General features: G+C 62.6%; 23 protein-coding genes. 4 read left to right on the top strand and 19 right to left on the bottom strand.

The annotated features are described in order from the left end of the window. Nucleotides 1-250: 250 nt before the first annotated feature. The 17 genes from flhA to flhD all read right to left on the bottom strand — a co-directional run bounded on the left by flhA (nucleotide 251) and on the right by flhD (nucleotide 18,666). A complete protein-coding gene (gene flhA / locus BM438_RS27765) occupies nucleotides 251-2,353 on the bottom strand; it encodes a flagellar biosynthesis protein FlhA (protein WP_093640823.1) in 2,103 nt (700 codons plus the stop codon). Continuing rightward, on the bottom strand, nucleotides 2,350-3,561 hold the full coding sequence (gene flhB, locus BM438_RS27760) for a flagellar biosynthesis protein FlhB (protein ID WP_093640820.1): 1,212 nt from the start codon (nucleotides 3,559-3,561) through the stop codon (nucleotides 2,350-2,352). Before flhB ends, flhA begins: the two co-directional genes overlap by 4 nt. A 229-nt stretch (nucleotides 3,562-3,790) precedes the next feature. Further along, nucleotides 3,791-5,083: a DUF3443 domain-containing protein gene (locus tag BM438_RS27755; RefSeq protein ID WP_093640818.1), complete on the bottom strand. Its 1,293-nt coding sequence runs from the start codon at nucleotides 5,081-5,083 to the stop codon at nucleotides 3,791-3,793. Nucleotides 5,084-5,098: 15 nt separating this feature from the next. Continuing rightward, nucleotides 5,099-5,644, bottom strand: coding sequence for a DUF2844 domain-containing protein (locus BM438_RS27750; protein ID WP_093640815.1), 546 nt, complete (start codon nucleotides 5,642-5,644; stop codon nucleotides 5,099-5,101). A 287-nt stretch (nucleotides 5,645-5,931) separates the two neighbouring features. Next, nucleotides 5,932-6,642, bottom strand: coding sequence for a protein phosphatase CheZ (gene cheZ, locus BM438_RS27745; RefSeq protein ID WP_054038491.1), 711 nt, complete (start codon nucleotides 6,640-6,642; stop codon nucleotides 5,932-5,934). Between the two features lies 1 nt (nucleotide 6,643). Then, on the bottom strand, nucleotides 6,644-7,039 hold the full coding sequence (cheY, locus tag BM438_RS27740) for a chemotaxis response regulator CheY (RefSeq protein ID WP_093640812.1): 396 nt from the start codon (nucleotides 7,037-7,039) through the stop codon (nucleotides 6,644-6,646). 116 nt (nucleotides 7,040-7,155) lie between these two features. Beyond that, nucleotides 7,156-8,244, bottom strand: a complete 1,089-nt coding sequence (locus BM438_RS27735) for a protein-glutamate methylesterase/protein-glutamine glutaminase (protein WP_167378470.1) — start codon at nucleotides 8,242-8,244, stop codon at nucleotides 7,156-7,158. A gap of 5 nt (nucleotides 8,245-8,249) precedes the next feature. After that, entirely contained in the window at nucleotides 8,250-9,020 is a 771-nt protein-coding gene (gene cheD, locus BM438_RS27730; protein ID WP_093640807.1) for a chemoreceptor glutamine deamidase CheD, read from the bottom strand. Then, entirely contained in the window at nucleotides 9,017-9,982 is a 966-nt protein-coding gene (locus BM438_RS27725; protein WP_093641141.1) for a CheR family methyltransferase, read from the bottom strand. Before BM438_RS27725 ends, cheD begins: the two co-directional genes overlap by 4 nt. Nucleotides 9,983-10,186: 204 nt before the next feature. Continuing rightward, on the bottom strand, nucleotides 10,187-12,085 hold the full coding sequence (locus BM438_RS27720) for a methyl-accepting chemotaxis protein (protein WP_093640804.1): 1,899 nt from the start codon (nucleotides 12,083-12,085) through the stop codon (nucleotides 10,187-10,189). Nucleotides 12,086-12,134: 49 nt separating this feature from the next. Then, nucleotides 12,135-12,665: a chemotaxis protein CheW gene (cheW, locus tag BM438_RS27715; RefSeq protein WP_054038497.1), complete on the bottom strand. Its 531-nt coding sequence runs from the start codon at nucleotides 12,663-12,665 to the stop codon at nucleotides 12,135-12,137. 51 nt (nucleotides 12,666-12,716) lie between these two features. Further along, complete coding sequence (cheA, locus tag BM438_RS27710; protein ID WP_093640801.1) at nucleotides 12,717-15,044, bottom strand: chemotaxis protein CheA; 2,328 nt, start codon at nucleotides 15,042-15,044, stop codon at nucleotides 12,717-12,719. Between the two features lie 98 nt (nucleotides 15,045-15,142). Beyond that, nucleotides 15,143-15,520 carry a response regulator gene (locus tag BM438_RS27705; protein ID WP_093640799.1) on the bottom strand — a complete coding sequence of 126 codons (378 nt, stop codon included), beginning with the start codon at nucleotides 15,518-15,520 and terminating at the stop codon, nucleotides 15,143-15,145. 84 nt (nucleotides 15,521-15,604) lie between these two features. Beyond that, complete coding sequence (motB, locus tag BM438_RS27700) at nucleotides 15,605-16,612, bottom strand: flagellar motor protein MotB (RefSeq protein WP_093640796.1); 1,008 nt, start codon at nucleotides 16,610-16,612, stop codon at nucleotides 15,605-15,607. Nucleotides 16,613-16,633: 21 nt separating this feature from the next. Further along, nucleotides 16,634-17,494, bottom strand: a complete 861-nt coding sequence (motA, locus tag BM438_RS27695; protein WP_006050895.1) for a flagellar motor stator protein MotA — start codon at nucleotides 17,492-17,494, stop codon at nucleotides 16,634-16,636. 239 nt (nucleotides 17,495-17,733) lie between these two features. After that, complete coding sequence (gene flhC / locus BM438_RS27690) at nucleotides 17,734-18,294, bottom strand: flagellar transcriptional regulator FlhC (RefSeq protein ID WP_054038502.1); 561 nt, start codon at nucleotides 18,292-18,294, stop codon at nucleotides 17,734-17,736. Nucleotides 18,295-18,345: 51 nt separating this feature from the next. Then, nucleotides 18,346-18,666 carry a flagellar transcriptional regulator FlhD gene (flhD, locus tag BM438_RS27685; protein ID WP_093640793.1) on the bottom strand — a complete coding sequence of 107 codons (321 nt, stop codon included), beginning with the start codon at nucleotides 18,664-18,666 and terminating at the stop codon, nucleotides 18,346-18,348. 703 nt (nucleotides 18,667-19,369) lie between these two features. Between flhD and BM438_RS27680 the strand changes: the two genes are divergently transcribed. Further along, nucleotides 19,370-20,434, top strand: coding sequence for a glycosyltransferase family 4 protein (locus BM438_RS27680; protein ID WP_093640790.1), 1,065 nt, complete (start codon nucleotides 19,370-19,372; stop codon nucleotides 20,432-20,434). A 302-nt stretch (nucleotides 20,435-20,736) separates the two neighbouring features. On the opposite strand, the gene BM438_RS27675 is transcribed toward BM438_RS27680, so the two are convergent. Further along, a complete protein-coding gene (locus tag BM438_RS27675; RefSeq protein WP_093640787.1) occupies nucleotides 20,737-21,039 on the bottom strand; it encodes an H-NS histone family protein in 303 nt (100 codons plus the stop codon). 289 nt (nucleotides 21,040-21,328) lie between these two features. Between BM438_RS27675 and aqpZ the strand changes: the two genes are divergently transcribed. The 3 genes from aqpZ to BM438_RS27660 all read left to right on the top strand — a co-directional run bounded on the left by aqpZ (nucleotide 21,329) and on the right by BM438_RS27660 (nucleotide 23,515). Then, on the top strand, nucleotides 21,329-22,069 hold the full coding sequence (aqpZ, locus tag BM438_RS27670; protein ID WP_093640785.1) for an aquaporin Z: 741 nt from the start codon (nucleotides 21,329-21,331) through the stop codon (nucleotides 22,067-22,069). A 162-nt stretch (nucleotides 22,070-22,231) separates the two neighbouring features. Further along, nucleotides 22,232-22,927 (top strand): histidine phosphatase family protein, encoded by a 696-nt coding sequence (locus BM438_RS27665; protein ID WP_093640783.1) that lies wholly within the window; start codon nucleotides 22,232-22,234, stop codon nucleotides 22,925-22,927. A gap of 285 nt (nucleotides 22,928-23,212) precedes the next feature. Further along, on the top strand, nucleotides 23,213-23,515 hold the full coding sequence (locus BM438_RS27660) for a PXPV repeat protein (RefSeq protein WP_093640780.1): 303 nt from the start codon (nucleotides 23,213-23,215) through the stop codon (nucleotides 23,513-23,515). 85 nt (nucleotides 23,516-23,600) lie between these two features. On the opposite strand, the gene BM438_RS27655 is transcribed toward BM438_RS27660, so the two are convergent. Then, nucleotides 23,601-24,422: a Cof-type HAD-IIB family hydrolase gene (locus BM438_RS27655; RefSeq protein ID WP_093640777.1), complete on the bottom strand. Its 822-nt coding sequence runs from the start codon at nucleotides 24,420-24,422 to the stop codon at nucleotides 23,601-23,603. Between the last annotated feature and the right edge of the window lie 12 nt (nucleotides 24,423-24,434).

Raw genomic sequence — 24,434 nt, 5'->3', positions numbered from 1 at the left:
GATGGATAAAGACCGTTAAAGGCGGGCAATTCGGGCGATGGAAACGCACCTCAATTCACACGCGCGGCGGTTTGAAACAGGCTCTCCGGCGGTGTACGGCGGCGCTTTCGCCGACACAGCATGACCTCCGCCGGTCGCCTGCGGGGCGAAAAGTTAGGCGCGGAAATGAAAACCGGCGCTCGAGGAGCGCCGGCGGAAACCATCGGTCTGGAACGGCTGCGGCTACCTGGCAGGCTTAGCCGCACGGGGTTTAGCCATGCGCCCCGATCAGATTCACCACCTTGATATTGCGCGTATCCGGCACTTCGGCATAAGACAGCACCTTCAACTGCGGCAGGCTGCGGCGCAGGAAGCGCGCGAGCATCGGCCGTAGCGCATGCTGCACCAGCAGCACCGGCGAGAGCCCGAGGTTCTGCTGACGCGTCATCGCCTTCTGCGTTTCGTTCAGCAGCGTATGCGCGAGACCCGGTTCGAGGCCCGGATTGGCGCCCGTGGAGAGCGCCTGCGACAACACCCGCTCCAGGTTCGAGTCGAGGCCCATCACCTGCATGTCGCCTACACCCGGGAACCACTGCTGCGTAATCGCACGGCCCAGCGCGAGGCGCACGGCGGCGGTGAGATCGTGCGCGTCGGTGACCTTCGGCGTGTGTTCGGACAGGGCTTCGAGAATCGTGCGCAGGTCGCGGATCGGCACGCCTTCTTCCAGCAGGTTTTGCAGCACCTTTTGCAGCGTGGTGAGCGGCAGCGACTTCGGTACCAGATCGTCGACGAGCGACGGCGTGTCCTTCTGCATCCGCTCCAGCAACGCCTGCACTTCGCGGCGACCGAGCAGTTCGGACGCATGCGTGACCACCAGGTGATTCAGGTGCGTGGCCACCACCGTGCTCGAATCGACCACCGTGTAGCCGTACACCTGCGCCTGTTCGCGCAGATTCGTATCGATCCAGATGGCCGGCAGACCGAACGCCGGGTCCTGCGTCGGCGTGCCCGGCAGCGCGGCGGACACCTGCCCCGGGTTAATCGCCAGCCACTGCCCCGGATACGCTTCGCCGACGCCCACCTCGACGCCCTTCAGCGCAATCCGGTAGCCGTTCGGCCGCAATTCGAGGTTGTCGCGAATATGGATCACCGGCGGCAGGAAGCCGATCTCCTGCGCGAACTTCTTGCGAATGCTCTTGATCCGTTTGAGCAGTTCGCCGTCCGAGTTCTTGTCGACGAGCGGAATCAGCCGGTAGCCGACTTCGAGACCGAGCGTGTCGATCATCGTCACGTCGTCCCAACTGGCTTCGGTATTCTCGACCGGCGCGAGTGTAGCCGGTGCGACATCGACCAGCGTTGCGGTGTTCTTGCGCGCTTCGCTGCGCTTTTTCATCGTGCGGCCGAGCTGGATCAGGCCACCGCCGAGAACCAGAAACGCGAAGTGCGGCATGCCCGGAATCAGGCCCATCAACACCAGAATGCAGCCCGTGATCACCAGTACGCGCGGGTTCGTGAAAAGCTGCCCAGTCAGTTGCGTGCCGATGTCTTCGTTGGTCGCGACGCGCGAGACGATCACACCGGCCGCGGTCGAAATCACCAGCGACGGGATCTGTGCGACAAGGCCGTCACCGATCGTCAGCAACGTGTAGGTCTTGCCTGCCGACGCGAAGTCCATGCCGTGCTGCACCATCCCGACGATCAGGCCGCCGACGATGTTGATCACCATAATCAGCAGGCCGGCAATCGCATCGCCGCGCACAAACTTGCTGGCGCCGTCCATCGAACCGTAGAATTCGGCTTCCTGGGAGACTTCCAGACGGCGCTTGCGGGCTTGATCTTCGTTAATGAGGCCGGCGTTCAAGTCGGCGTCGATGGCCATCTGCTTGCCGGGCATCGCATCGAGCGTGAAGCGCGCGGACACTTCCGCGATCCGCCCCGCGCCCTTGGTGATCACCATGAAGTTGATGACCATCAAAATGACGAAGACGACGATACCGACCGCGAAGTTGCCGCCCACGAGGAAGTGGCCGAACGACTCGATCACCTGGCCCGCCGCGTCCGGGCCGGTATGGCCTTCGAGCAGCACGACGCGGGTGGAGGCTACGTTCAGCGACAGGCGCAGCAAGGTCGAGAACAGCAGCACGCTTGGGAAAGCGGCGAAGTCGAGCGGCTTCATCGTGTACATGCTGACGAGCAGCACCATCACGGAAAGCGCGATATTGAAGGTGAACAGCAGATCCAGCAGAAACGGCGGCAACGGCAGAATCATCATGCCGAGGATCATGCAGATCAGCACCGGCCCGGCGAGGGCGCGCAAATTGGTGCCGCTCAAGGCATCCGGCCGTCGGGACAGGAATCCGGCGCGAGCGTTCATGCGGAGGCTCCTGAAGCGTCGTCGTTATCTGGGTTAAGTACGTCGGCGGCTTCCTGCTCGGCTTCATCGTCCGGCACGCCGCCCTTGTCGAGGTCCGCCGGCACGTCGAACTCGGTCGGTGCGACCGGCGCGACGCCGCCTTCGGTGTTGAAACGCCGCAACTGATACACCCACGCAAGCACCTCGGCGACCGCGCCATACAGCGGGCCGGGAATCTCACGGTTCAGTTCGACGTTGTGATACAGCGCACGTGCGAGCGGCGGCGCTTCCAGCAGCGGCACGTTGTTTTCGGCGGCGATTTCGCGGATCCGCGCGGCCACCAGGTTCACGCCCTTGGCGACCACCTTCGGCGCGCGCATCTCGCCGTCGGTGTACTGCAGCGCGACGGCGAAGTGCGTCGGGTTGGTCACCACCACGTCGGCCTTGGGCACCTGGGTCATCATGCGGCGACGGGCAATGGCGCGCTGTTGCTGGCGAATCCGGCCTTTGACGTGCGGATCGCCTTCGCTTTCGCGGTGTTCGCGCTTCACTTCTTCCTTCGTCATGCGCAATTTCTTGTGGAATTGCCAGAGCTGATACGGCACATCCAATGCGGCCACGACGAACATGCCCGCGACCGTCATGCCGCAGCACACTGCGATCAGATGCACGGTGTTGGCGAGCGCGAGATGCAGCGGCTGGGTTGCCAGCGCGAGAATTTCCTCGCGGCGATTCCAGATCGCCGAGCCGCCGATGCAGCCCACCACCAGCGTCTTCGCGAGCGACAGGCCGAGCTGAACCGGTCCGTTGATCGAGAATATTTTGCCGAGCCCTTCGATCGGGTTGAGCCGGTTGAACTTGGGCTCGAGGCCTTTCGAAGACAACTGCCAGCCGCCCAGCGCCATCGGCGCGAGCAAGGCGGCAGCACCGGTGAAGGCCAGAACCGGCAGCAGCGCATACAGGCCCTCGCGGCCCGCGGCGCCCGCGCCGATCAGCATGCGGCGGGTTTCGAACACGGTGGCGTGGTCGAAGGTAAAGGAAGCTCGCAGCATGCCCTGCAAATGCTCCCCGATGCTGTCGGACATGCCCCAAACGCCGAAGAATCCCGCTGCCAGCAGCGCAAACGTCGACAGCTCCCGCGAACGCACGATCTGCCCTTCCTCGCGCGCCTTCTGCAGGCGCCGGGGAGTGGCTGATTCGGTTTTTTCGAGGTCGCTATCCTCTGCCACAAACGCTCTCCAGTCGGCTGAGGCACGGCGCCTCTTTCCAGTGAGAGCGATTATTCCCGCTCGACGCAAGCGACGATCGGCGGATAAGGGCGGAGAAAGGGGGGTATTTCGAGGGATGGAACAGCCGGCAAGCAGCGCCGGCTGCGGATGCAGTTGCGACTGCGGTTAGCGGACACCCGCGGCGTTTCGCGCGGGTGTCCAGCCGGTTCTTATGCGTACGACATGCGCCTTAGAAGCCGACGTAAGGCGCCTGAGTGCTGGTCGCGAAGCCGTAGTACATGTAGCGGCCATAAAAGAACGGCAAACCGAGATCGAAGCTGCTGTTGCCGCCAATCTGCCCGGCCAGATCGTTGAACGCATAGTTGCTGGTGTTGCTGAACAGCGTCGACGCGCTCAGGATGCCGATGCTGGCGCTCGCTCTCGTGCTGCTCAGGCCGCCCAGCGTGATCGACCGGGTTTGCGCGGACGACGGGCAATAGAACCCGGCGAAATTACTGCCGCACTGCGCGAGCGAGCTGTCACCGAAGAAGTACGCGTTCGACCCCGAATCGAAGAACGCCTGCACGGTCGTGCCGTTAAAGACGCTATTGTTCATGTTGCCGAAGGCATCGGTCGTGAAAGTCTGCGTAGCCGCCAGCGCATTGTTCGACTGCGTGCCGATCCCGAACACCAGCGTGCCGGTGGCCGACGCAGCACCGGTATTCGACACCGGAGGCATCTGCACGATCACGCCGTTATTGTCGGCCGTGAACTTGGCGACCGGATTGGCGACTTGCTGGCTGAGCGGCACCGTCGCACGGGCGCAGGAGGTGCCACACGTGAAATAATTGCTGTAGTTGGTGGCCGTCGACGGAGTCGAACAGGTTGCGCCACAATCGGTGGGCGCCGTGCCGATGCCGAGAATGCCGTTGGCGCCGAGATCGGTGGCCGTGTTTTCCGCCGAACCGCTGCCGCAGCCGCTGGGCGCTGCGCCGGCCGCCGAATCACCAATGATCTGTATCGGGATGGGCGAGGCCGTCGTTTCGCCGCCGATCTGTATGGTCGCGGTGCGCACGGTGCCCCATGTGAAGCCGTCGGCGAAAGTCGCGCACTCGGCGAGTTGCGCGCCGCTGGCGAGGGTACTGATCGGCAACCCACCATTGAGCAACGAACTATTCAGCACCGAGCTGACCAGACGCAGCCCGAACGAACCCGTATCGACCTGGATGTTGTTGATGGTCTGACAGTTGGATGTCGTACCCGGCGGGCATACGGTCACGCTAACCGTCGGAATATTGATGACACCATTCACACCCCGCCCGACCGTAATCGCCACGGTGTTCGCCGCCGTCGCGGCGATCGGTTGCTGGGTCGGGCTGGCCGGCAGCGAGCCGCCGTTCAGCGTGGTCGACGAATTGTTGCTGGAACTGGAGCTGTCGCCGCCACCACCGCCACCGCAGGCGGCAATCACCGACACCAACGCCACGGCCACGACGGCCAGCACCCAGCCCCTGAGCTTCACAGCACTTTGCATGGTTCGCATCGTTCGTCCTCGCCCTTACTGGATGTCGGAACCGCTGACGCCGGCCGGCAACGCCGGCGGCAACCAGGCCTGACCGTTGAACCCGCCCATGTGGCCGCCGGAGCGGACCACGAGGTTGCTCTGATCGACCGCAACGGGGCCACGAGCGCCTCCGCGCGCCGCGCGCACGGCCTTTACACCGGCGACGTACTGCGGGAAATAGCTGCCGAGCAGATCGTTCAGATCCGGCATTTGCGGACCATGCCACGCGATGCCGAAGACCGAACCGTCCGCGGCGAGGTATTCGCGCACCACCGTGCCGTTGCCGAGCGTGGTTTCACGCACGGTGTAGGACGCCGAAGCCGAGGTGGAAGAAGCAGCGTTTGATGCAGAACGCATCACGCTTTGAGCCGCCGTTGCCGAACTGGTACCGGGCTGCACGGTGCGGGAAGAAACCGACGCATCCGTAGGGGGTGTCATCGGGGTGCCGCCCAAGCCCGCATACGCGGACTGCACGGCTGACAACGAACAGGGTAATGCAAGCGCCATAACGAACCCGGCGCGGCGTACGCGACTCCACATGACAAGGCTCCTCCCGAGCTGCTGCTGCTCGGCTCGCACCTCGTGCGAACCGGCCGCATGTATGCAGATCATACGGCACCGCTGCGGTCGCACTCTGGAGGGATGCCTCACGGTGCCACCGACCGGTGACTGTCTCTCACCGGAATGCCATGCCGCTGCTTGAGTCCGTAGTATGCCTGTGGTTTGTGTCGGCAGACAGCAGGCGCACGCCGGAGCGTGGGCTGCCATCTATGCCGTTGCGGCGATCCGCCGATCCTGCCTCGCACCCGTGAGGGCGCGCCGGCAGGTCAGAAGCCGAGGCTCGCCAGCAGATCGTCGACCTGCGACTGGTCCTGCACCACATCCGTCTTGCCTTCCGGATTGATCTGCGGACCGTTCAGCAGATGTTCGGGGCTACCGGTGGACGACGGCTCGGCCGCCAGCGCCGCCGCGTTCGCTGCGAACTGCTCGCGCCGCTCGAGCGCGATGTTCTCGACTAGCACGCCGAGCAGCTGCTGCTCGATCAGGTACACGACATCCGTGATCTTCTTGATGACCTGTCCGGTCAGATCCTGGAAGTCCTGCGCCAGCATGATCTCCATCAGCTGCGAATTGGTCGCGGTGGTCGCCTCGGGCACGCCGCGCAGAAAGGTGCGCGTGTCGTTCATCAGCGCGCGCACTTCCTCGCGCTCGATCGGCGCCGCATACCACTGCTCCCAGCGCGCGTCGAGTTCGCCGGCGTCTTTCTGCAGTTGTTCCTGGATCGGCTTGGCGACGTCGATCGATGACAGCACGCGCTCGGCGGCCTGCTCGGTCATGTTCGCGATGTACTTGAGACGGTCGCGAGCATCGGGCACGGCTTCAGCCGCACGCTCGACATGCTTGTCGATCCCGAGCTCACGCATCGAGTCACGCAGCGTGCGCGTCAGTTGTCCGATACGGGCGAGGATGCGGTCAGACGCGAGGTCGCCGCTCTCGGCCGCCGCTTCGGCACCTTGCGCGTTGGTCGGCAGAGTCACATCAGCTCCCGGCTTTCGCCATCTTCTCGAGAATCTTGTTGAGCTTCTCGTCGAGCGTCGCGGCCGTGAACGGCTTGACGACATAACCGCTCGCGCCGGCCTGAGCCGCCGCGATGATGTTTTCCTTCTTCGACTCGGCCGTCACCATCAGCACCGGCAGATGCGTCAGGTGGGCGTCGGCGCGGATTTCCTTGAGCATGGCCAGACCGTCGAGGTTCGGCATGTTCCAGTCGGAAATCACGAAGTCATACGCACCGCTGCGCAAACGCGCGAGGCCGGCCTGACCGTCTTCCGCTTCGTCGACGTTCGAGTAGCCGAGCTCCTTGAGCAGGTTGCGAACAATCCGGCGCATCGTCGGAAAGTCGTCAACCACCAGAATCTTCATTCCCTTATCCATTTCATTCCCTTTGCTTGATCCATGATGCGGCGCATGACCGCCAGTTCATTCCGATGCGTATTGACCGGAGTTACTTACTCCAGCCCATGCCTGGCGCTCGCCGTCAGGCCCGCGCATCATACCCGCTGTACGCGGTCGCCCATTGACGACAGACGCGCCATCACACGTCGGCTCATTTCCGGCAGCGAAGCAATTTCGTCCGCGGCGCCGAGCGCAATGGCTTCGCGCGGCATGCCGAATACGATACAGCTCGCTTCGTCCTGTGCAAGGGTATACGCCCCCGCTTTTTTCATGTCCAGTAGTCCGGCGGCGCCATCGCGCCCCATTCCGGTCAGGATCACGCCTACCGCATTCTTGCCTGCATGCTGCGCGGCCGAACGGAACAGCACATCAACCGACGGACGGTGCCGGTTCACCGGCGGCTCGTCCGACAGGTGCGCAATATAGTTCGCGCCGCTGCGAGCCAGCAACAGGTGAGCGTGGCCGGGCGCGATATACGCATGTCCCGGCAGCACGCGTTCGCCGTGCTCTGCCTCTTTAACGGTAATCCGGCACAAACCATTAAGGCGTTGTGCAAAAGATTTTGTGAAACCCGGCGGCATATGCTGCGCGATCAGCACGGCAGGCGCATCCGGCGGCAGCGGAACCAGCACTTCGCGGATCGCTTCGGTGCCGCCCGTCGACGCGCCGACAATAATCAGCTTCTCGGTACTGAGCAGCGGATTGTTAAAGAGCGGCGCGGCGGCGGCGGGCGCATGCGCCGCATGCGTGGCTGCGTGCTGCACAGGCGCGGCCTGGCGCACGCGTGCGCGGGCCGCGGCGCGAATCTTGTCGGCGAGCTTTTCCGAGTAGTCGAGCATGCCGTCGCGAATGCCGACCTTCGGCTTGGTGACGAAGTCGACTGCGCCCAGTTCCAGCGCGCGCAGCGTGATTTCATTGCCACGCTCGGTCAGCGACGACACCATCACGACCGGCATCGGCCGCAGACGCATCAGCTTCTCGAGGAAGTCGAGACCGTCCATGCGCGGCATTTCGACGTCGAGCGTCAGCACGTCCGGGTTGTGCTGCTTGATGAGATCGCGCGCGACCAGCGGGTCAGGTGCGGTCGCCACGACAGTCATGTCCGGCTGGCCGTTGATGATTTCCGTCATCAGGCTGCGGATCAGCGCCGAATCGTCGACGCACAGTACTTTGATCTTTTGCACAGCGCTCACGCCTCCTCTGTAGTTCTGGCGTTGTTTGAATTAATCGGGCGCGGGCTTGCGCCGAACAGTTCGATGCGCGGCTTCGTTGCGCCTGCGCCGGCACTGCCGCCTGCCGCGCCGAACAGTTCGATCTTCGGCCGCGTGGCGGCCGGCGTCGAGAACAACTCGACCCGTTTGCGGGCCGCCGCGAGCCGCTCGGCACGCGCTTCGGCGCTTTGCCGCACGAGCGCCTGTTCGCGCTCCGCCACGCCCGCTTCCTGCTGCAGGCGCAACTTCTTCACCATCACCTGGCCGGTGCGCGGCATGAAGGCGACCTTGCGCGGATGATTGCCCTGCAAATCCTCTGCGACGATGCGGATCTTTTCGAGCGCCAGATAGCGGCGCACGAATTCCGAATTGCGATCGCCGATGTTCATCGTCGTCATGCCGGCCAATACCGCGCCGCCGCCGAACACCTTGGCTTCGAAGCGTTCGCGCCGGCCGCCGGCCTTGATCAGTTCGTTGATCAGCACTTCCATGGCATACGCGCCATAGCGCATCGAATCCGATGCGGGTTGGCCGGCGTCCGCGCCGTCGTCGGGCAGCATGAAGTGATTCATGCCGCCAATGCCGGCCGTGCGGTCCTGAATGCAGGCCGCGACACACGAACCGAGCACGGTGACGAGCACCATGTCTTCGCTCGTGGTGTAAAACTCGTTCGGCAACAGCTTCACGCCGGGGCGCTGGAAGTGATTGTCGAAGTACAGATTGGAGGCGATCGGCAGGCTGCTACTCATGCGGTCACCCCGCTCGTCGTTGCGCTGCCGGCATGGCTCGCGGCGCGTGCCGGCGTGCGTGCGGCGCCTGCGTCGCGCGTCAGTTCATAGACGGTCTGACCGCGCAGCTTGAACGCCTGCGTCACATAGGTGAAGTTTTCCGAGTGGCCGGCAAACAGCAAACCACCCGATTTCATCAGCGGCTCGAAGCGCGCCAGCACCTGCCCCTGCGTCGGCTTGTCGAAATAAATCATCACGTTACGGCAGAAGATCGCGTCGAACTGCGAGCGCAACTGGTAATCGCGGTCGGTCAGATTCAGCTGTTCGAAGCGTACCATCGCGCGCACTTCCGGACGCACCTTGACCATGCCGGCGTGCGCGCCGGTGCCCTTCAGGAAGAAGCGCTTGAGCCGCTCGGGCGACAGGTGCTTCACCTGGTCGAACTGATACATGCCGGCTTCGGCTTTCGCCAGCACCTGCGTGTCGATGTCGGTGGCGAGCACGGTGGCCTGACGCGCACCGCTGTCGCCGAGCGCTTCGATCAGCGTCATCGCGATCGAATACGGTTCCTCACCGGTCGAGGCCGCCGAGCACCACACGGAAACCGGCTGCGCGCGGCGCGGCACGAACTCGGCCAGGATCGGAAAATGATGAGCTTCGCGGAAGAACGCGGTCAGGTTGGTGGTCAGCGCATTGGTGAACGCTTCCCACTCGGCCGGATCGTTTTCCGCTTCGAGCAGATCGAGGTACTGCTTGAAGGTCTCGAGGCCACGGGAACGCAAGCGGCGCGCCAGACGGCTGTACGCCATATCGCGCTTGTGATCCGACAGGGAAATGCCCGCGCTGCGATGAATCAGATCGCGAATGCGAGCGAAATCCGCCGACGTGAATTCGAAATCCCGTCCTTGCTCGCCGGCTCTAGCCGGTTCCGCCCGGGCGGGGCGCGCCGGTTGCGGAGGTTGCTGTTCGCGCGTTGCCATTATGAGAGTCCCTGCCTGCAATACGAGCCATCCCGCCTTTCGCCAACCGAATTGCTTCTGGCGAAAGGGGTTGTGTTCGCGGGGTCGCGCCCACCCGCGAGTTCTGCCAACACGCGATCGGCCCGCGACACGCCTTGTAAGCGTGCTTCGATGATTCGCCCGTCATGGAGCGAGATGCCGAATGACCGCATGTCTCTGTGCCACTTCCTAGAACGTTTCCCAGTCCGCGTCCGATCCTGCCGACGCGGCGCTTGCTACGGCCGGACGCGCTGCGGAGTCGGATGCGGCGCGGGCCGTCTTCGGTTTGAGAGCCGGTTCGACGCGCGTAGTGTCGGCACCGTGGGTGGACGAAGCCGGCGTTGCCGCCTTTGCTGCGCTTGCCGTACTTGCTGCCTTGCCTGCTGCCGGATGCGCTGCTGCATGTGCGGTTGCCTGCGGCGCGGACTTTGCGGACTGCACGTGCTGGCTGGCGCTCTTGCTGCCGTTCGAACGTGCCGCCGCTTGCGGACGCGCTGCAGCTACAGCTGCCGTTGCGACGCTGCGCGTCTGGCCGCCGGCTACTTTCCAGCCGTTCACCACCGCTTGCAGTTGACGCGTCTGGTCTTCGAGCGACGCTGCCGCAGCCGCTGCCTGCTCGACCAGCGCGGCGTTCTGCTGCGTGACTTCGTCCATCTGCACAACCGCGCGATTCACCTGTTCGATACCGCCCGACTGCTCTTCGGAAGCCGCGCTGATTTCGCCCATGATGTCGGTCACGCGGCGCACCGCCTGCACGATCTCGTCCATCGTGGTGCCCGCGCGGCCGACCAGCGCCGAGCCGCTTTGCACCTTGTCGACCGAGTCGCCGATCAGTTCCTTGATTTCCTTCGCGGCGCTGGCGCTGCGCTGCGCGAGGCTGCGCACTTCGCCTGCGACCACTGCAAAACCGCGGCCCTGTTCGCCTGCCCGCGCGGCTTCGACCGCCGCGTTCAGCGCGAGAATGTTGGTCTGGAAAGCAATGCCTTCGATCACGCCGATGATGTCGACGACCTTGTTCGAACTGGTCGCGATGTCCTGCATCGTCGTGACGACCTGGCTCACCACGTCGCCGCCGCGTGTCGCGATATCCGACGCGTTGACGGCCAACTGGCTCGCCTGGCGCGCGTTCTCGGCGTTCTGGCGCACGGTGCCGGTCAGCTGCTCCATGCTCGAGGCGGTTTCCTGAAGCGACGCGGCCTGCTGTTCGGTGCGTTGCGAGAGATCGGTGTTGCCCATGGCGATTTCGCGCGCGCCGGTGTCGATCGATTCGGTGCTGCTGTGAACCGCCGTCACCATCGTCGCCATGCTTTCCTGCATGCGCTTGATGGCGGCGAACAGGCGACCGATTTCGTTACGGCTGAACACGTTGATCTGCTCGGACAGATCGCCCGAAGCGATCCGTTCGAAGCACGCCGTGGCATCGTTCAGCGGCTGCACGATCAGGCCTCGCAGCGCAAAGCGGATACCCAATACCAGCAGCAGCGCGATCACGGTGACGCCGATGATCAGCGAGGTCATCAACGAAATGTTCGATTGCGCGCTCGATTGCTGATCCGTTGCGAGCTGCTGCAGCGACTTGATAACAGCGGACGCGGCGTTGTCGTAGGCAACGAACCACGGGCTGATCTTCGTATCGGCGATGGCGTGATAGGCAGCCAGATCGTTCGCCCGCAGTGCGGCGAATTCAGGCTCCATGCCGTCGCGCATCAGGGTCGTGCGACGGGCCACCAGTTCGTCCAGTTGCGCCTGATCGACGCCGCTCTTCGGCGTGTCGAGATAGGTCTGCCAGTTCTGGTTGCTCTTGCCGTACAGCTCCTGCGCGCGGTCGAGAACCTTCTTGGCCTGCTCCGTGTCGCCGGCAGCGCTCAACGAATTGAAACGATCCAGCGACACGCGCGACCGCAACAGATACGCCGAAGCATCGTCGAGCGCGTGAATGGCGACCAGATCGCCGCGCGCGATACGGTCGAGCGACTGGCTCGCGCCGTTCAGCGCGGTCAGACCAAGCGCGCCAACCACGACGGTCAGCGCAACCAGAATGACCCCCACCATCGTCAGCGATGTGCGAATCGACCACCTGCTCAGCATCTTGATGCTCCCTCTTCGATCAGTCTTTCTTACTGGCGCGTAGTCATACTTACGCGCTGAGCGTTTCGATCAGCGCCATTTCGCGGCTGGTCATCAGCTTCTCAATGTCCATCAGGATCAGCATGCGGCCGTCGACGGTGCCGAGGCCCGTCAGGTACTCGGTCGTCAGCGTCGCGCCGAATTCCGGCGCCGGCATGATCTGGTCGGTGGCGAGCGTGAGCACGTCCGACACGCCGTCCACCACCATCCCGACCACGCGATGCGCGACGTTCAGGATGATCACCACCGTCTGGTGGTCGTACTCGACGCGGCCCAGATGAAACTTGATGCGCATGTCCACGATCGGCACGATGATGCCGCGCAGATTGATCACGCCTTTGATGAACTCCGGCGCATTGGCGATTCGCGTCACGTTGTCGTAGCCGCGGATTTCCTGCACCTTGAGAATGTCGATGCCGTACTCTTCGGCGCCGAGCGTGAAGACGAGGAATTCCTGACCGCCGGCGTCTGCCTGCTGCGCGTCGCGGCGACCATTCGTCGCGTTCGCGACGCTCGAATTGATGGATTGAACTTCTGCCACGTTAGCCCCCAAACGGTTGGGATGAAATAAGTTGAGTGAGTGTTGCGGATGTCATGCGAGGCTCATCGCGCCGTGCGCATGGCGCGTTTCGCGATTCAGCGCCGCCACGTCCACGATCAGCGCGACACTGCCGTCGCCGAGAATGGTTGCGGCGGAAATGCCGTGCACCTTGCGGTAATTCGTTTCCAGATTCTTCACGACCACCTGCTGCTGCCCCACCAGCTCGTCGATCAGCATCGCAAAGCGGCGCCCTTCGGTTTGCATGATGGTGACGATGCCTTGCGTCGGTTCCTGCTTGGCGTCGTCGACGTTGAACACTTCGTGCAACGCGACGAGCGGCAGATATTCACCGCGTACGCGTACCACGCGTTCGCCGTTGGCCACCGTGTAGATGTCCTCGGCGCGCGGTTGCAGCGACTCCATCACGAAGTTCAGCGGCAGGATGAAGATCTCGTTGCCGACCTTGACCGACATGCCGTCGAGAATCGCCAGCGTGAGCGGCAGAACGATGCGCGTGGTGCTGCCCTTGCCGGCATGCGAAGTGATTTCCACGTGACCACCCATCGACTGGATGTTGCGCTTCACCACGTCCATGCCGACGCCACGGCCCGAGACGTCCGTGACCTGCTCCGCCGTCGAGAAGCCCGGCAGGAAAATCAGGTTCCAGACTTCTTCGTCGGACATCGATTCGCTGACCTGCATGCCCTGCTTGGCGGCCTTCGCGAGAATCTTGTCGCGGCGCAAACCGGCGCCGTCGTCGCTCACTTCGATGACGATGTTGCCGCCATGGTGAGCCGCCGACAGCACCAGCTGGCCGGTCGAATCCTTACCCGCCGCACGCCGCGCTTCCACGGTTTCAATACCGTGGTCGAGACTGTTGCGCACGAGGTGAGTCAACGGATCGATGATCCGTTCAATGAGGCTCTTGTCGAGTTCAGTCGCCTGACCGAAGGTGACGAGTTCCACTTCCTTGCCGAGTTTCGCCGCCAGATCGCGTACGAGACGCGGGAAGCGGCTGAACACGTAGTCCATCGGCATCATGCGGATCGACATCACCGCTTCCTGCAGATCGCGCGCATTGCGCTCGAGCTGCGCCATGCCGTTGAAGAGCCGGTCGTGCAGCGCCGGATCGAACGTGCTGGTGGTTTCGGCCAACATCGCCTGCGTGATCACCAGTTCGCCGACCAGGTTGATCAGCTGATCGACCTTTTCGACGCCGACACGAATCGAGCTGCCTTCCGCGCCACCTGCTGCCGCGGCCGGCCGTGCCGCCTTGCGATCCTGTTCGGCGGTCGCCGTCGCAGTTGCTGCCACGCTTGCCGCCGGTGCGCTGGTCGCTGCTGCGGGTGCAGCCGCGGCAGGCGCCGGCGTAGTCGCTGTCGACGCCGGGGCGTTGAACAGTCCGTGCGTGGCGGCGGCTTGAGCGGGCGCAGCGGTGTGGGCCGCCGGTGCCGACGATGCTGCCTGCTCCGCCTGGTGAGCGTGTGCCGTTTGTGCTGCTTGCGCCGGGGCCGAATCGGCAGCGTCGGGCGTTCCAGGTTCGCCTTGCTGCGTCTCGTCCGCCGGTGCGGTGCCGCGGCCGATCGCGATCTGACTTTCGTCGATCACGAAACAGCACACGGCGATGATGTCGTCGGAGGTCACATCGGTCTGGAGCCACAGCGTCAGATCGCCGCCGCTCTTGACCTGCCCGACAATGTTCCCCAGGTTGCCGAGCTCTTCGGACAGCAGTTCCTGGTCCTTCTCACCTACGCCCCGTAGCGTAATTTTCAGATGGGGGCCGGCTGCATCGCCGGCGCCCGCGGCTTGTCCAGTCTGTGCCGGTTCGCCGTCAGTCCATTCACCCGCAGCCTGCACCGCCTGTTCGACGACGTGCTCGGGCGGGGTACCGCCTTGTCCTGCTGTTTCTGCTGTTGATGCTTCTACTGGTGCTGTGGCTGCCACCGGTGCGGCGGCTGCCGGCGCCGCGGCCGCTTCGGCGCCCAGGCGGCTTTCGGCATGCAACTGTTCGAGCTTCGCGCAGATCGCCTTGGCTACAGCCGTATCCGGCTCGGCGCTCGCACGGTAGTCGGCGAGCTGGCCGGACAACACGTCCTTGGTTTCGAGGAACGTGTCGATCATGTCCTTGCGCAGCACGAGTTCGTTATTGCGCGCGCGGTCGAGCAGCGATTCGAGAATGTGAGTCGTTTCCGTCAGCGCGGTAAAGCCGAACGTCGCCGCACCGCCCTTGATCGAATGCGCCGCGCGGAAAATTGCCGCGAGGTCTTCGGGGTCCGGATGGGCGATGTCCAGATTGAGCAGCAACTGCTCCATCTGCGCGAGCAGTTCGTCCGCTTCGTCGAAGAAGGTCTGATAGAACTGAGTGATGTCGAGTGTCATGCCTGGGTCACCGCGAGAGTTCCTGTCTACGCTTGGGCTGTCGTGCCGCCGCGTCGAGAGCTTCTATAACTTGTGTAAAGGTGGCGCTTATAGGGCGCTCATGCGTTGTCCGATTCGGCTAGTGCCGCGACCAGTTCGGTCAACATGTCGGGGTCGAGCGGCTTTTCGATCCAGCCGGTCGCCCCCGCGGCCCGCGCCGCCTCCTTGAACGGCTCGCCCGATTCCGTCGTAAGGACGAGGATGGGCGTCGCCTGGTAAGCCGGATTGCCGCGCAGTTCCGTGATCAGATCGAGGCCGGTTTTGCCCGGCATGTGCTGGTCGGTCAGCACGAGGTCGAACGACATGGCGAGCGCATTTTCGAGCCCTTCAATGCCGTCCGCCGCGAGCGTCACTTCATAGCCTGCCGTCGTCAGCGTTGCGGCGAGAATTTGCCGCATCGATGCCGAATCGTCGATTGCCAGGATGTGCCTGATCATGAAAACCTCGCTGCACTTACGCTATGGACCGTCTGGCCGTCCGCGCCACCTGGGCGCATGGACCGGGCCGCCGGTCGCTGTCTGTTACTGGGCTGCCGGCGCTGCCGCCGGCACCTTCGGTGCAACCGTCACCGGTTGCGCAAGTCTTTGCAGCAGCGGCTTGGAGCCGGCCGCATCGTCCGACAAGGTGGTCGTGGTGGAGTCGTCATGGTCAAGCGCCTCCTCCGACTTCTTGTTCAGCACGATGATGCTGATGCGGCGGTTTTCCGGGTCCATCGGGTCCGCCTTGTTCAGGTTCTGCGTCGACGCGAGACCGAGCACGCGCATCACCTTCGCTTCGTCCATGCCGCCGGCGATCAGTTCGCGGCGCGACGCATTGGCGCGGTCCGCGGACAGTTCCCAGTTGCTGTAGCCCTTCTCGCCACCCGCGTATTGCGCGGCGTCGGTGTGTCCTTGCACGATGATCCGGTTCGGCACGTCGTTCAGCGTGTGGCCGATTTCGCGCAGGATGTCGCGCATGTACGGCTCAACCACGTCTTTCGCGGTCGCGAACATCGGCCGCTTTTGCGAGTCGACGATTTCGATGCGCAGGCCGGTCAGCGTCGAGTCGATGCGGATCTGCTGCTTGAACTGGCGCAGCACCGGGTTCGCTTCGATCGCAGCCATCAGCTTGACCTGCAGATCGTGCAGACGGACCTGTTCGCGGCGCTCCAGCTCGCCCTGCGACTGCTTGATCGAGTCGTCGTTGCTATGCGAGACCGTGCGCTCGGCGCGATTGTTCGTGCCATCGGTCGAGCGCGTCACGCCCTGTGCGTCGGTCGAAATGTCGCGACCACCGCCCTTCAGAATGCTCGAATCCTCTGCGCTGCGATCGCCGCCCCACAGCGTGATCTTCAGCGGCTGGTTGAAGTAATCGGCGATGCCCTTCAACTGCACGGTGGAAGCCGAGCTCAGCAGCCACATCAGCAGGAAGAACGCCATCATCGCGGTCATGAAGTCCGCATACGCGAGCTTCCATGCGCCGCCGTGGTGGCCTTTCTTGGCCGGCGCGGAGCGCTTGACGACAATGGCGCGGTCTTTATCCTTGCTCATCGAATCAGTTCCCGGCGCCCATTACTTGGCTTTGACGCGGCGCACGTGCTCTTCCAGCTCGGCGAACGACGGGCGTTCAGTCGAGAAGAGCACCTTGCGGCCGAATTCGACGGCAATCGCCGGCGCATAACCATTCAAACTGGCGAGGATCGTCACCTTGATGCACTGGAACATCTTGGTCGACTCGGTCACGCGCTGTTCGGCGACGCTCGCGAGCGGTCCGATCAGCCCGTACGAAAGCAGAATCCCGAGGAAGGTGCCGACCAGCGCCTGGGCGATCATCTCGCCGAGCACTGCGGGCGGCTTGTCGGCGGAAGCCATGGTGTGCACCACGCCCATCACCGCGGCCACGATCCCGAACGCCGGCATCGCGTCGCCGACCTTGTTCAGGGCGTGCGCGGGCGCCTCGCCTTCCTGGTGATGCGTCTCGATCTCCTCGTCCATCAGGCTTTCGATCTCGAACGCGTTCATGTTGCCGCCCACCATCAGACGCAGGTAGTCGGTCAGGAATTCGATGATGTGATGGTCGGCGAGAATCTTCGGGTACTGGGTGAAGATCGGGCTCTTCGACGGATCGTCGATATCGGCTTCCAGCGTCAGCGTGCCTTCCTTGCGCGCCTTGGCCAGCAGGACGTAGAGGAGCGCCATCAGCTCCATGTAGACGTCCTTGTTGTACTTCGCGCCCTTGAACAGGGTCGGGATGACGCGCAGTGTCGCCTTGATCGTCTTCATCCCGTTGCCGAGAATGAATGCGCCGACGCCGGCGCCGACGATCATCAGCACTTCGACAGGCTGCAACAGCGCGCCGAGATGGCCGCCTTCCAGCGCGTAACCGCCGAAAACGGACAATAGCGTCACGAGTGTTCCCACGAAAATCAGCACTGCCGAGCCCTCACAAAGAAGCGACGGTGACCGTCGTTAATCTGGTTTACGGCAACGGAGCAGAAAACTTTGGCGGAAAAGCGGCTCGTCGCTCCGGTGTAAACCAGAGGCGGGTTAAACCGGCCCGGCCGGGTCCCGTGTTGACCGATCGGGCCGGAAAGCCCGCCGAATGGGGATGTGGGCGTGTGAAACGACCTGTGCGCCGGATTGCGGGCTAAAGGCCGGCACCGCCCTACGGCTCAAATTTCGAGCGCGGCGAGGCTTTCGCGGGCCCGGGCGTCGGCAAATTTCTTTGTCTTACCCGCGCGCGACGGCGGCTGGCACAACCCGCAAACAAAGGCGTGCTGCGGATCGTGGGCATGCGCGACAAAATGTCCGCCGCACCGGCAGCAGGCGGTCATTTGCAGCATTCCGGAGTCGAAGAAGCGCACCAGCGTCCAGGCGCGCGTGAGACTGAGCACGGGCTCGTCGTCGTGCAGCTGGACGTGTTCCAGATAGAGCCGGTAGCTCTTCACAATCGACTGGATCGTCGGACAGCCGCCGTGGCCGGCCATGAAGCAGTAGATGTTGTAGAACAGCGATGAGTGAAAGTTCGGCTGCCAGGTCATGAACCAGTCGGTCGAAAACGGCAACATGCCCTTGGGCGGCGACACCCCTTTCAGCTCCTTGTACAGCTTGATCAGCCGGTCGCGCGACAGGCTGGTTTCCGCTTCCAGCAATTGCAGACGCGCACCGAGCTCGATCAGCTCGATGGCGAGGGTAATTTCCCTGACTTCCTGCACAACGCTCTTATAGGCCATCCGCTTGCAATTCCCCAATCCTGATCGCTTTACTTGAACCAAAAGCTGCCATCAGCTGAGTTGCTCGACTGGCTGGCTTGCCATCAGGATCGCGGAATGCGCCTGGGCCACGGCGCTCGATTTGCCTTTGTCCGCAAGGGCGGACAGTACGGCATGGTCATCGAAACGGAAACGGCACAACACCTGATTGGACGCCGCCAGCTTCACGGTCTGCGCCAAAGACAGGTTGGCGAGGACGTCGGCCAGCTGGTCCGAAATCCCCATGCGAAACATGCCCATAGGCTTGTCTTCGCGCAGCAGACGCTGGGCGAGCAGGAGATAAGAAAGATTGACTTCTCTGATCTCATTGAGCATTTCGCTTGTCGCGCTCATGATTCCCCCGGGTGTATCTGGCTGGTCAGGCCGTTACGGAAACGTTTGCTCGAACGCGCGCACTTAAACCGCACGAATCGGCTCGTTTCTGGTCTTGGGAGCATTGTGTCGAAAGGGGGAGCGGACGAAAATCGGACAGACACCCTGCCTGTTTGACGGATTAATCCGTCATTCGTGTAGGAATTATTCCTACACGGAGGGGTCAGAAAGAAGGCTGAAGCAGCGGAAGTGGCGCTCAGCTTGAGGCCGACGATGCGTTTTGGCTATTTCTTCAGCAGAAATGTGAACCAAACGGTGAGTCTTGAGTGACTCACGATCCGCACCTTGTAGTGGTGAGAAAGAATTATAAGACGTTTTCACTTCTGTGCAACGCGCGTGATGTAGGGCGCGTTTCAGCCCCCGGGACCGCCCCTTGCTGATGTTCCTTTAGCGTTCGGATGCCCATCCTGTCGTGCTTGCCGACTATCGGGACACCCTCCTGCCGACCTGTAACGCATCATGTTTCGCGCTGTAACAACATTAAGCGTTTGAAAAATAACTCGAATTAGCGCGGCCGATCCCGATAATGAAGCTAAGGGATTACCCGATGCAGGTTCGGAACACCCCCGGGCGGCGGCTTACCGCGCCCAACCGTCCGTCAGGCATTCGCTCCTCGCTCGACCCGAGCGCCGTTGTGCGAAGCCGTTTTGAACAGGAGAAACGCATGCGAATCGCACAAATTGCGCCGCTGTATGAAGCTGTCCCGCCGAAACTTTACGGCGGCACCGAACGTGTCGTGTCGTATCTGACCGAAGCACTGGTCGATCTCGGCCACGACGTCACGCTGTTTGCAAGCGGCGACTCGGTCACCTCGGCGAACCTCGACGCGTGCTGGCCGCGGGCGCTGCGCCTCGACCCGACGATTCGCGATGCGCTGGCTCCGCACGTCCTGATGATGGAAAAGGTGCGCAAGGTCGCGCATGAGTTCGACGTGCTGCACTTTCACCTCGACTACATGCCGTTCCCGCTCTTCACGACCATGGACACGCCGTTCGTGACGACGCTTCACGGCCGTCTGGACTTGCCGGAGCTGCAACCGGTGTTCGACGCGTTCTCGAACGTGCCGGTGGTGTCGATCTCGGATTCGCAGCGCGTGCCGCTGCCCCAGGCCAACTGGCTGAATACGATTTATCACGGTCTGCCGGAGCAACTGCTCACTCCGCAGGCGCACAAGAAGCCGGAATACCTGGCGTTCCTCGGCCGAATCTGTCCGGAGAAGCGCGTCGATACAGCTATCAAGATCGCTGCACAAAGCGGTTTGCCGCTGAAGATCGCCGCTAAGGTGGACAAGGTCGACCAGGAATACTTCAAGAAGGAAATCGAACCGCTGCTCTCCATGGCGCACGTGGAGTTCGTCGGCGAGATCAACGAGGCGCAAAAGCCCGAGTTCCTGTCGGGCGCCAAGGCGCTGCTGTTCCCGATCGACTGGTCGGAGCCGTTCGGTCTCGTGATGATCGAATCGATGGCGTGCGGCACGCCGGTGATCGCCTTCAACCGCGGTTCGGTGGCGGAAGTGATCGACCACGGCGTGACCGGCTACATTGTCGAGGACGTTCAAGGCGCGGTAGCCGCGCTGCAGCGTCTGGACGAACTGTCGCGCACCGAGATTCGCGCGCAGTTCGAGCGCCGCTTCAGTTCGAAAACAATGGCCCAGAATTACGTTGACGGCTATTCGGCACTGATCGAAGCGACGCGCCGCCCAATGTTGCGCCGGGTTGCGGTGGGTTGAGCGATGGACTTAAGTGGCTGAGGTTTTTATCCGCCCAGCCGCTTAAGTTGTGCTTCTGCCGCTTACGCCGTTTTCTCGCCGTTTTCCGATTCGCACGCCAATCACGAGTAAATTTGCCTGGTGAATCGTTTGCGCGAGCGCTTAGCTAGAGTTAACCCGCTTCTACTACGGAAAAGCCGCCTCTCAAGGGCGGCTTTTTTAATTCAGCCATGGATGCGCTTCCATCCTGGATTAGCGCGACGCGAATAAACAACCCGGCGCCGTTCAACCTTCAGTTGGCTTTCGCCCGGACTACAGGGCATTCAGGCCGCGCCAATCAGAAAGCGCTCGCGATTCTTGCCGACAATCCACTTTGGCGGTTTGCCGCGTCCGCTCCAGGTATTGCCCGATTTCGGATCCTGGTACTTGGCCGGCAGCGGCGCCTTCTTCGGCGGGCGTCCACGCTTGGCGGCCACCGCAAAGCCGAGGTCTTGCGCGGTCAGACCGTATTCAGCGATCTTTTGGCGGATGTCGGCGACAACATTGTCGACTTCAGTACGACGGGCTTCGTCTGCCTGTGCCTGCAATTTGGCAATCTGTGCCTTGAGGTCTGCATATTGAGACATATCGGTTCTCCCCTTTTTAGAACTCATTCGCTCGCAGACTAGCTGCAATTATAAAAATTCGCAATGGACAATAATACCGATTTAGGAAGAAATCATCTGATAATTATTAAGCGTCGATGAATTGTAAAACGAGATCTTTATCGGGTAATAATAGGTAAAGGCGACTCCACTTTGACAATTCTTGACACCTAATCCGGCTGTCTTTCCCTAGAATTGCGCGCTCAATGGCATGCACTAGCGCTTAGCGTTCATGCCACTCCAAGCGTCAAACATTTTAGGATTACCAATCATGCAGTTGTCAAAGCGCCTTGCTGCCGAGCTGTTCGGCACCTTCTGGCTCGTGCTCGGGGGCTGCGGCAGCGCCGTCCTCGCCGCCAACTTCGCCGGCCCGGTCCACGGCCTGGGCATCGGTTTCGTGGGCGTCTCGCTCGCCTTCGGCCTCACTGTCCTGACAATGGCGTATGCGATCGGCCACATCTCCGGCTGCCACCTGAATCCGGCGGTGAGCGTCGGCCTGACCGTCGCCGGCCGCTTCCCGGCCCGCGACCTGGTGCCGTACATCGTCGCGCAAGTGATCGGCGCGGTACTGGGTGCGCTGGTGCTGTCGTTGATCGCCTCGGGCAAGCCGGGCTTCGACCTCGTTGCCAGCGGGTTCGCCAGCAACGGCTACGGTGAGCGCTCGCCGGGCCATTACTCGCTCGTAGCGGCATTCATTTGCGAAGTGGTGATGACCGGCTTCTTCCTGTTCGTCATCCTAGGCGCGACCGACAAACGCGCGCCGGCCGGTTTCGCGCCGATCGCCATCGGCCTGTGCCTGACGCTGATTCACCTGATCTCTATTCCGGTTACCAACACGTCGGTCAACCCGGCGCGCTCCACCGGTCCGGCGCTGTTCGTCGGCGGCGCAGCGGTGGATCAGCTGTGGATGTTCTGGGTCGCACCGATCATCGGCGCGGTGATCGCAGGTGTGCTGTACCCGCTCGTCGCCGAAAGCCGCCGCGGCAATTCGCAGGAACTGGCGCTCGACTGATCGGCGAGTGCGCTGGGTGTGCCAGGGTGCGCATACCCTGGGCAATCAAAGCGGGCGCTACGGCGCCCGTTTCGTTTTTGCGCACAATGCTGGCAGCCCATGGCCTGCCGATAACCCGCTGCTAGAATCGTGCGACTTCCCAAGCTCGCACAGGTGCTACCGATGACCCGTTTCCGCGGATTCCTGCATGGCGTCGCACTCTCCATCGGCGGTTTGTGTGCAGGCGTACTGGCGTTACCCGCGGCCCATGCGGCGGACAGCAATACCGAAACGCTCGTATTCGTGCGCCACGGCGAGAAACCCGCCAAGGGTTACGGCCAGCTCAATTGCCAGGGGCTCAACCGCGCGCTGGCCCTGCCGGCCGTGATCGCCGCCAAGTTCGGCAAACCGGATGCGATCTACGCACCCGATCCCGGCCAGCAAAAGGACGACAGCGGTCATCCCTATTACTATGTCCGGCCGCTTGCGACCATCGAGCCAACCGCCATCCAGTTCCAGATGCCGGTGCAAACGCCATACGGCTTCGCCCAGATCGATCAACTCGGCACAGCGCTCGTCAATCCGGCCAATCGCAACAAGCTGATTGTCGTTGCATGGGAGCACAAGTTGATCGTGAAGTTGCTGCGCCAGATGATGAGCACGCATGGCGGCAATGCCGCCGATGTCCCCAACTGGCAAAGCGACGACTTCGACAGTATTTATATCGTTCGCCTCAACTGGCAAAACGGCACGGCCCACGCCACGTTCAAGCTTGACCGGCAAGGACTGAACGGCCGCGCTGCGGATTGCCCATGCGCGGCGCTGCCGGGAGCGCCTTCCGCGGCTGCGGCGGGTGCTTCCTCTGGCTCGGCTGATTAATTGAGTAATACAGATGTAAGCCGCGATTACGGGCGCAGCCGTCCGAATGCTGCAATAGACTATGGGAACTGGATGCCGGCTCGTCCCAGGAAGCCGGGGGGCCTTATTTGACGGGGCTTCGGCCGGAAAACGCATACCGCGTGTTGCGTTCGAATGTTCCTTCTATTGCCTTTCAAACCCTGCGATGATGCTTGCAGTCCGTAACATCTCGTCTCACTAATCAGCGACCGGAATGCGTAGATTGGTCCTGTGCGACAAACATACGTCGCCTCACAGGAGAACAACATGAAACGCATCGTCACTCACTTGCTGGTTGCTGCTGGACTCGCGGCGGGCGCATGCGGTGTCGCGCAAGCCCATACGGATCTGAATATCGGCCTGTCGCTCGGCGCACCGGTTTATGCCCAGCCTGCACCCGTCTACGCAGCGCCGCAGCCGGTGTACTACGGCAACGGCGGCTGGGACCACCGCTACGACCGCGGCGGCTACTATCGCGACGACCACCGGGATAACCGCGGCTGGAATCACAACGACCGCCACTGGGGTCACGATGACCACGGCGATCGCCGTGGCGGGTGGCACGGCTAATCGTAGCGCTGGCTCGTAAGGCCTTCGCCTGGGGAGGCGAACAACCGGCCCGCATCCACGAAAGAGGATGCGGGCCGGTCCGTTTTCAGGACATCAGTTCGTCGTCGAGCGAGAACAGTTTGCGCAGATGGTGCGCCACGCCCGCTTCGAAGTTGTTGCCGATGCGCGGCACGTTTGGCAGACGCGTGATGAGATCGGGATTGGCGTTGTTCATCATGAACGGATGGCCGGCTGTCTCCAGCAGGTCGATATCGTTCATGTTGTCGCCGAACGCCACGCAGTGCGAGGCACCGACGCCGAGGCACTCGAGCACGATCTGCAAAGCACGGCCCTTCGATACGTTCGACGTCATCACCTCAAGGCAATCCGGCAGCGAATAGGTAACGTACAGCGCGTCGCCAAATTCGCGCGCCAGGTTGGCCGAGATTTGCGCGAGGTCAGCAGGGTCACCGATGTAGAGGACCTTGGCAATGTCGACGCCGTCGTGTTTCAGCAGGTCGGTGACCTCGTAGGTGAAGCCGGAATCCTGATGGAATTTCAGCAGGTCCGGCGCATCGCGGTCGATCAACCACGCCTGGTCGGCGAACAGGTTGACGATCACACGTCCGTGCTCGCCGACGATTTCCGGCAGCACCAACCGCTGCACGATGGCCGGCGGCAGGTCGTCGGCGTGGATCACGGTGTTGTCCGGCGCGTGAATGCGCGCACCGTTCGACGTGATCAGGTACGGCTCGATGCCCAGCAGGTCGCGAATGCCCGCAACGTCGCTATAGTGGCGCCCCGTGGCGATCACGAAATGCAGCCCGTCGCTTTCCAGCTTACGCACGGTGGCGATCGTAAACGGGTCCACCTGGTGATCGGCGTTGAGCAGCGTACCGTCGAGATCCGTGGCAATGACTTTGTACATAGTGTGGGCAGC

The sequence above is a fragment of the Paraburkholderia aspalathi genome (assembly GCF_900116445.1).
Lineage (GTDB): Bacteria > Pseudomonadota > Gammaproteobacteria > Burkholderiales > Burkholderiaceae > Paraburkholderia > Paraburkholderia aspalathi.
This window is presented reverse-complemented; position numbering and strand designations above follow the sequence as displayed.

Excerpts from the sequence above, each read along its gene's own strand:
- BM438_RS27675 (WP_093640787.1), bottom strand. The coding sequence starts at position 21,039 with ATGTCTCAATATGCAGACCTCAAGGCACAGATTGCCAAATTGCAGGCA.
- BM438_RS27680 (WP_093640790.1), top strand. The coding sequence starts at position 19,370 with ATGCGAATCGCACAAATTGCGCCGCTGTATGAAGCTGTCCCGCCGAAA.
- flhA (WP_093640823.1), bottom strand. The coding sequence starts at position 2,353 with ATGAACGCTCGCGCCGGATTCCTGTCCCGACGGCCGGATGCCTTGAGC.
- cheY (WP_093640812.1), bottom strand. The coding sequence starts at position 7,039 with ATGGATAAGGGAATGAAGATTCTGGTGGTTGACGACTTTCCGACGATG.
- motB (WP_093640796.1), bottom strand. The coding sequence starts at position 16,612 with ATGAGCAAGGATAAAGACCGCGCCATTGTCGTCAAGCGCTCCGCGCCG.
- BM438_RS27755 (WP_093640818.1), bottom strand. The coding sequence starts at position 5,083 with ATGCGAACCATGCAAAGTGCTGTGAAGCTCAGGGGCTGGGTGCTGGCC.
- cheD (WP_093640807.1), bottom strand. The coding sequence starts at position 9,020 with ATGAGTAGCAGCCTGCCGATCGCCTCCAATCTGTACTTCGACAATCAC.
- BM438_RS27655 (WP_093640777.1), bottom strand. The coding sequence starts at position 24,422 with ATGTACAAAGTCATTGCCACGGATCTCGACGGTACGCTGCTCAACGCC.
- BM438_RS27660 (WP_093640780.1), top strand. The coding sequence starts at position 23,213 with ATGAAACGCATCGTCACTCACTTGCTGGTTGCTGCTGGACTCGCGGCG.
- flhD (WP_093640793.1), bottom strand. The coding sequence starts at position 18,666 with ATGAGCGCGACAAGCGAAATGCTCAATGAGATCAGAGAAGTCAATCTT.
- flhC (WP_054038502.1), bottom strand. The coding sequence starts at position 18,294 with ATGGCCTATAAGAGCGTTGTGCAGGAAGTCAGGGAAATTACCCTCGCC.
- BM438_RS27705 (WP_093640799.1), bottom strand. The coding sequence starts at position 15,520 with ATGATCAGGCACATCCTGGCAATCGACGATTCGGCATCGATGCGGCAA.
- cheA (WP_093640801.1), bottom strand. The coding sequence starts at position 15,044 with ATGACACTCGACATCACTCAGTTCTATCAGACCTTCTTCGACGAAGCG.
- BM438_RS27750 (WP_093640815.1), bottom strand. The coding sequence starts at position 5,644 with ATGTGGAGTCGCGTACGCCGCGCCGGGTTCGTTATGGCGCTTGCATTA.
- BM438_RS27720 (WP_093640804.1), bottom strand. The coding sequence starts at position 12,085 with ATGCTGAGCAGGTGGTCGATTCGCACATCGCTGACGATGGTGGGGGTC.
- aqpZ (WP_093640785.1), top strand. The coding sequence starts at position 21,329 with ATGCAGTTGTCAAAGCGCCTTGCTGCCGAGCTGTTCGGCACCTTCTGG.
- BM438_RS27665 (WP_093640783.1), top strand. The coding sequence starts at position 22,232 with ATGACCCGTTTCCGCGGATTCCTGCATGGCGTCGCACTCTCCATCGGC.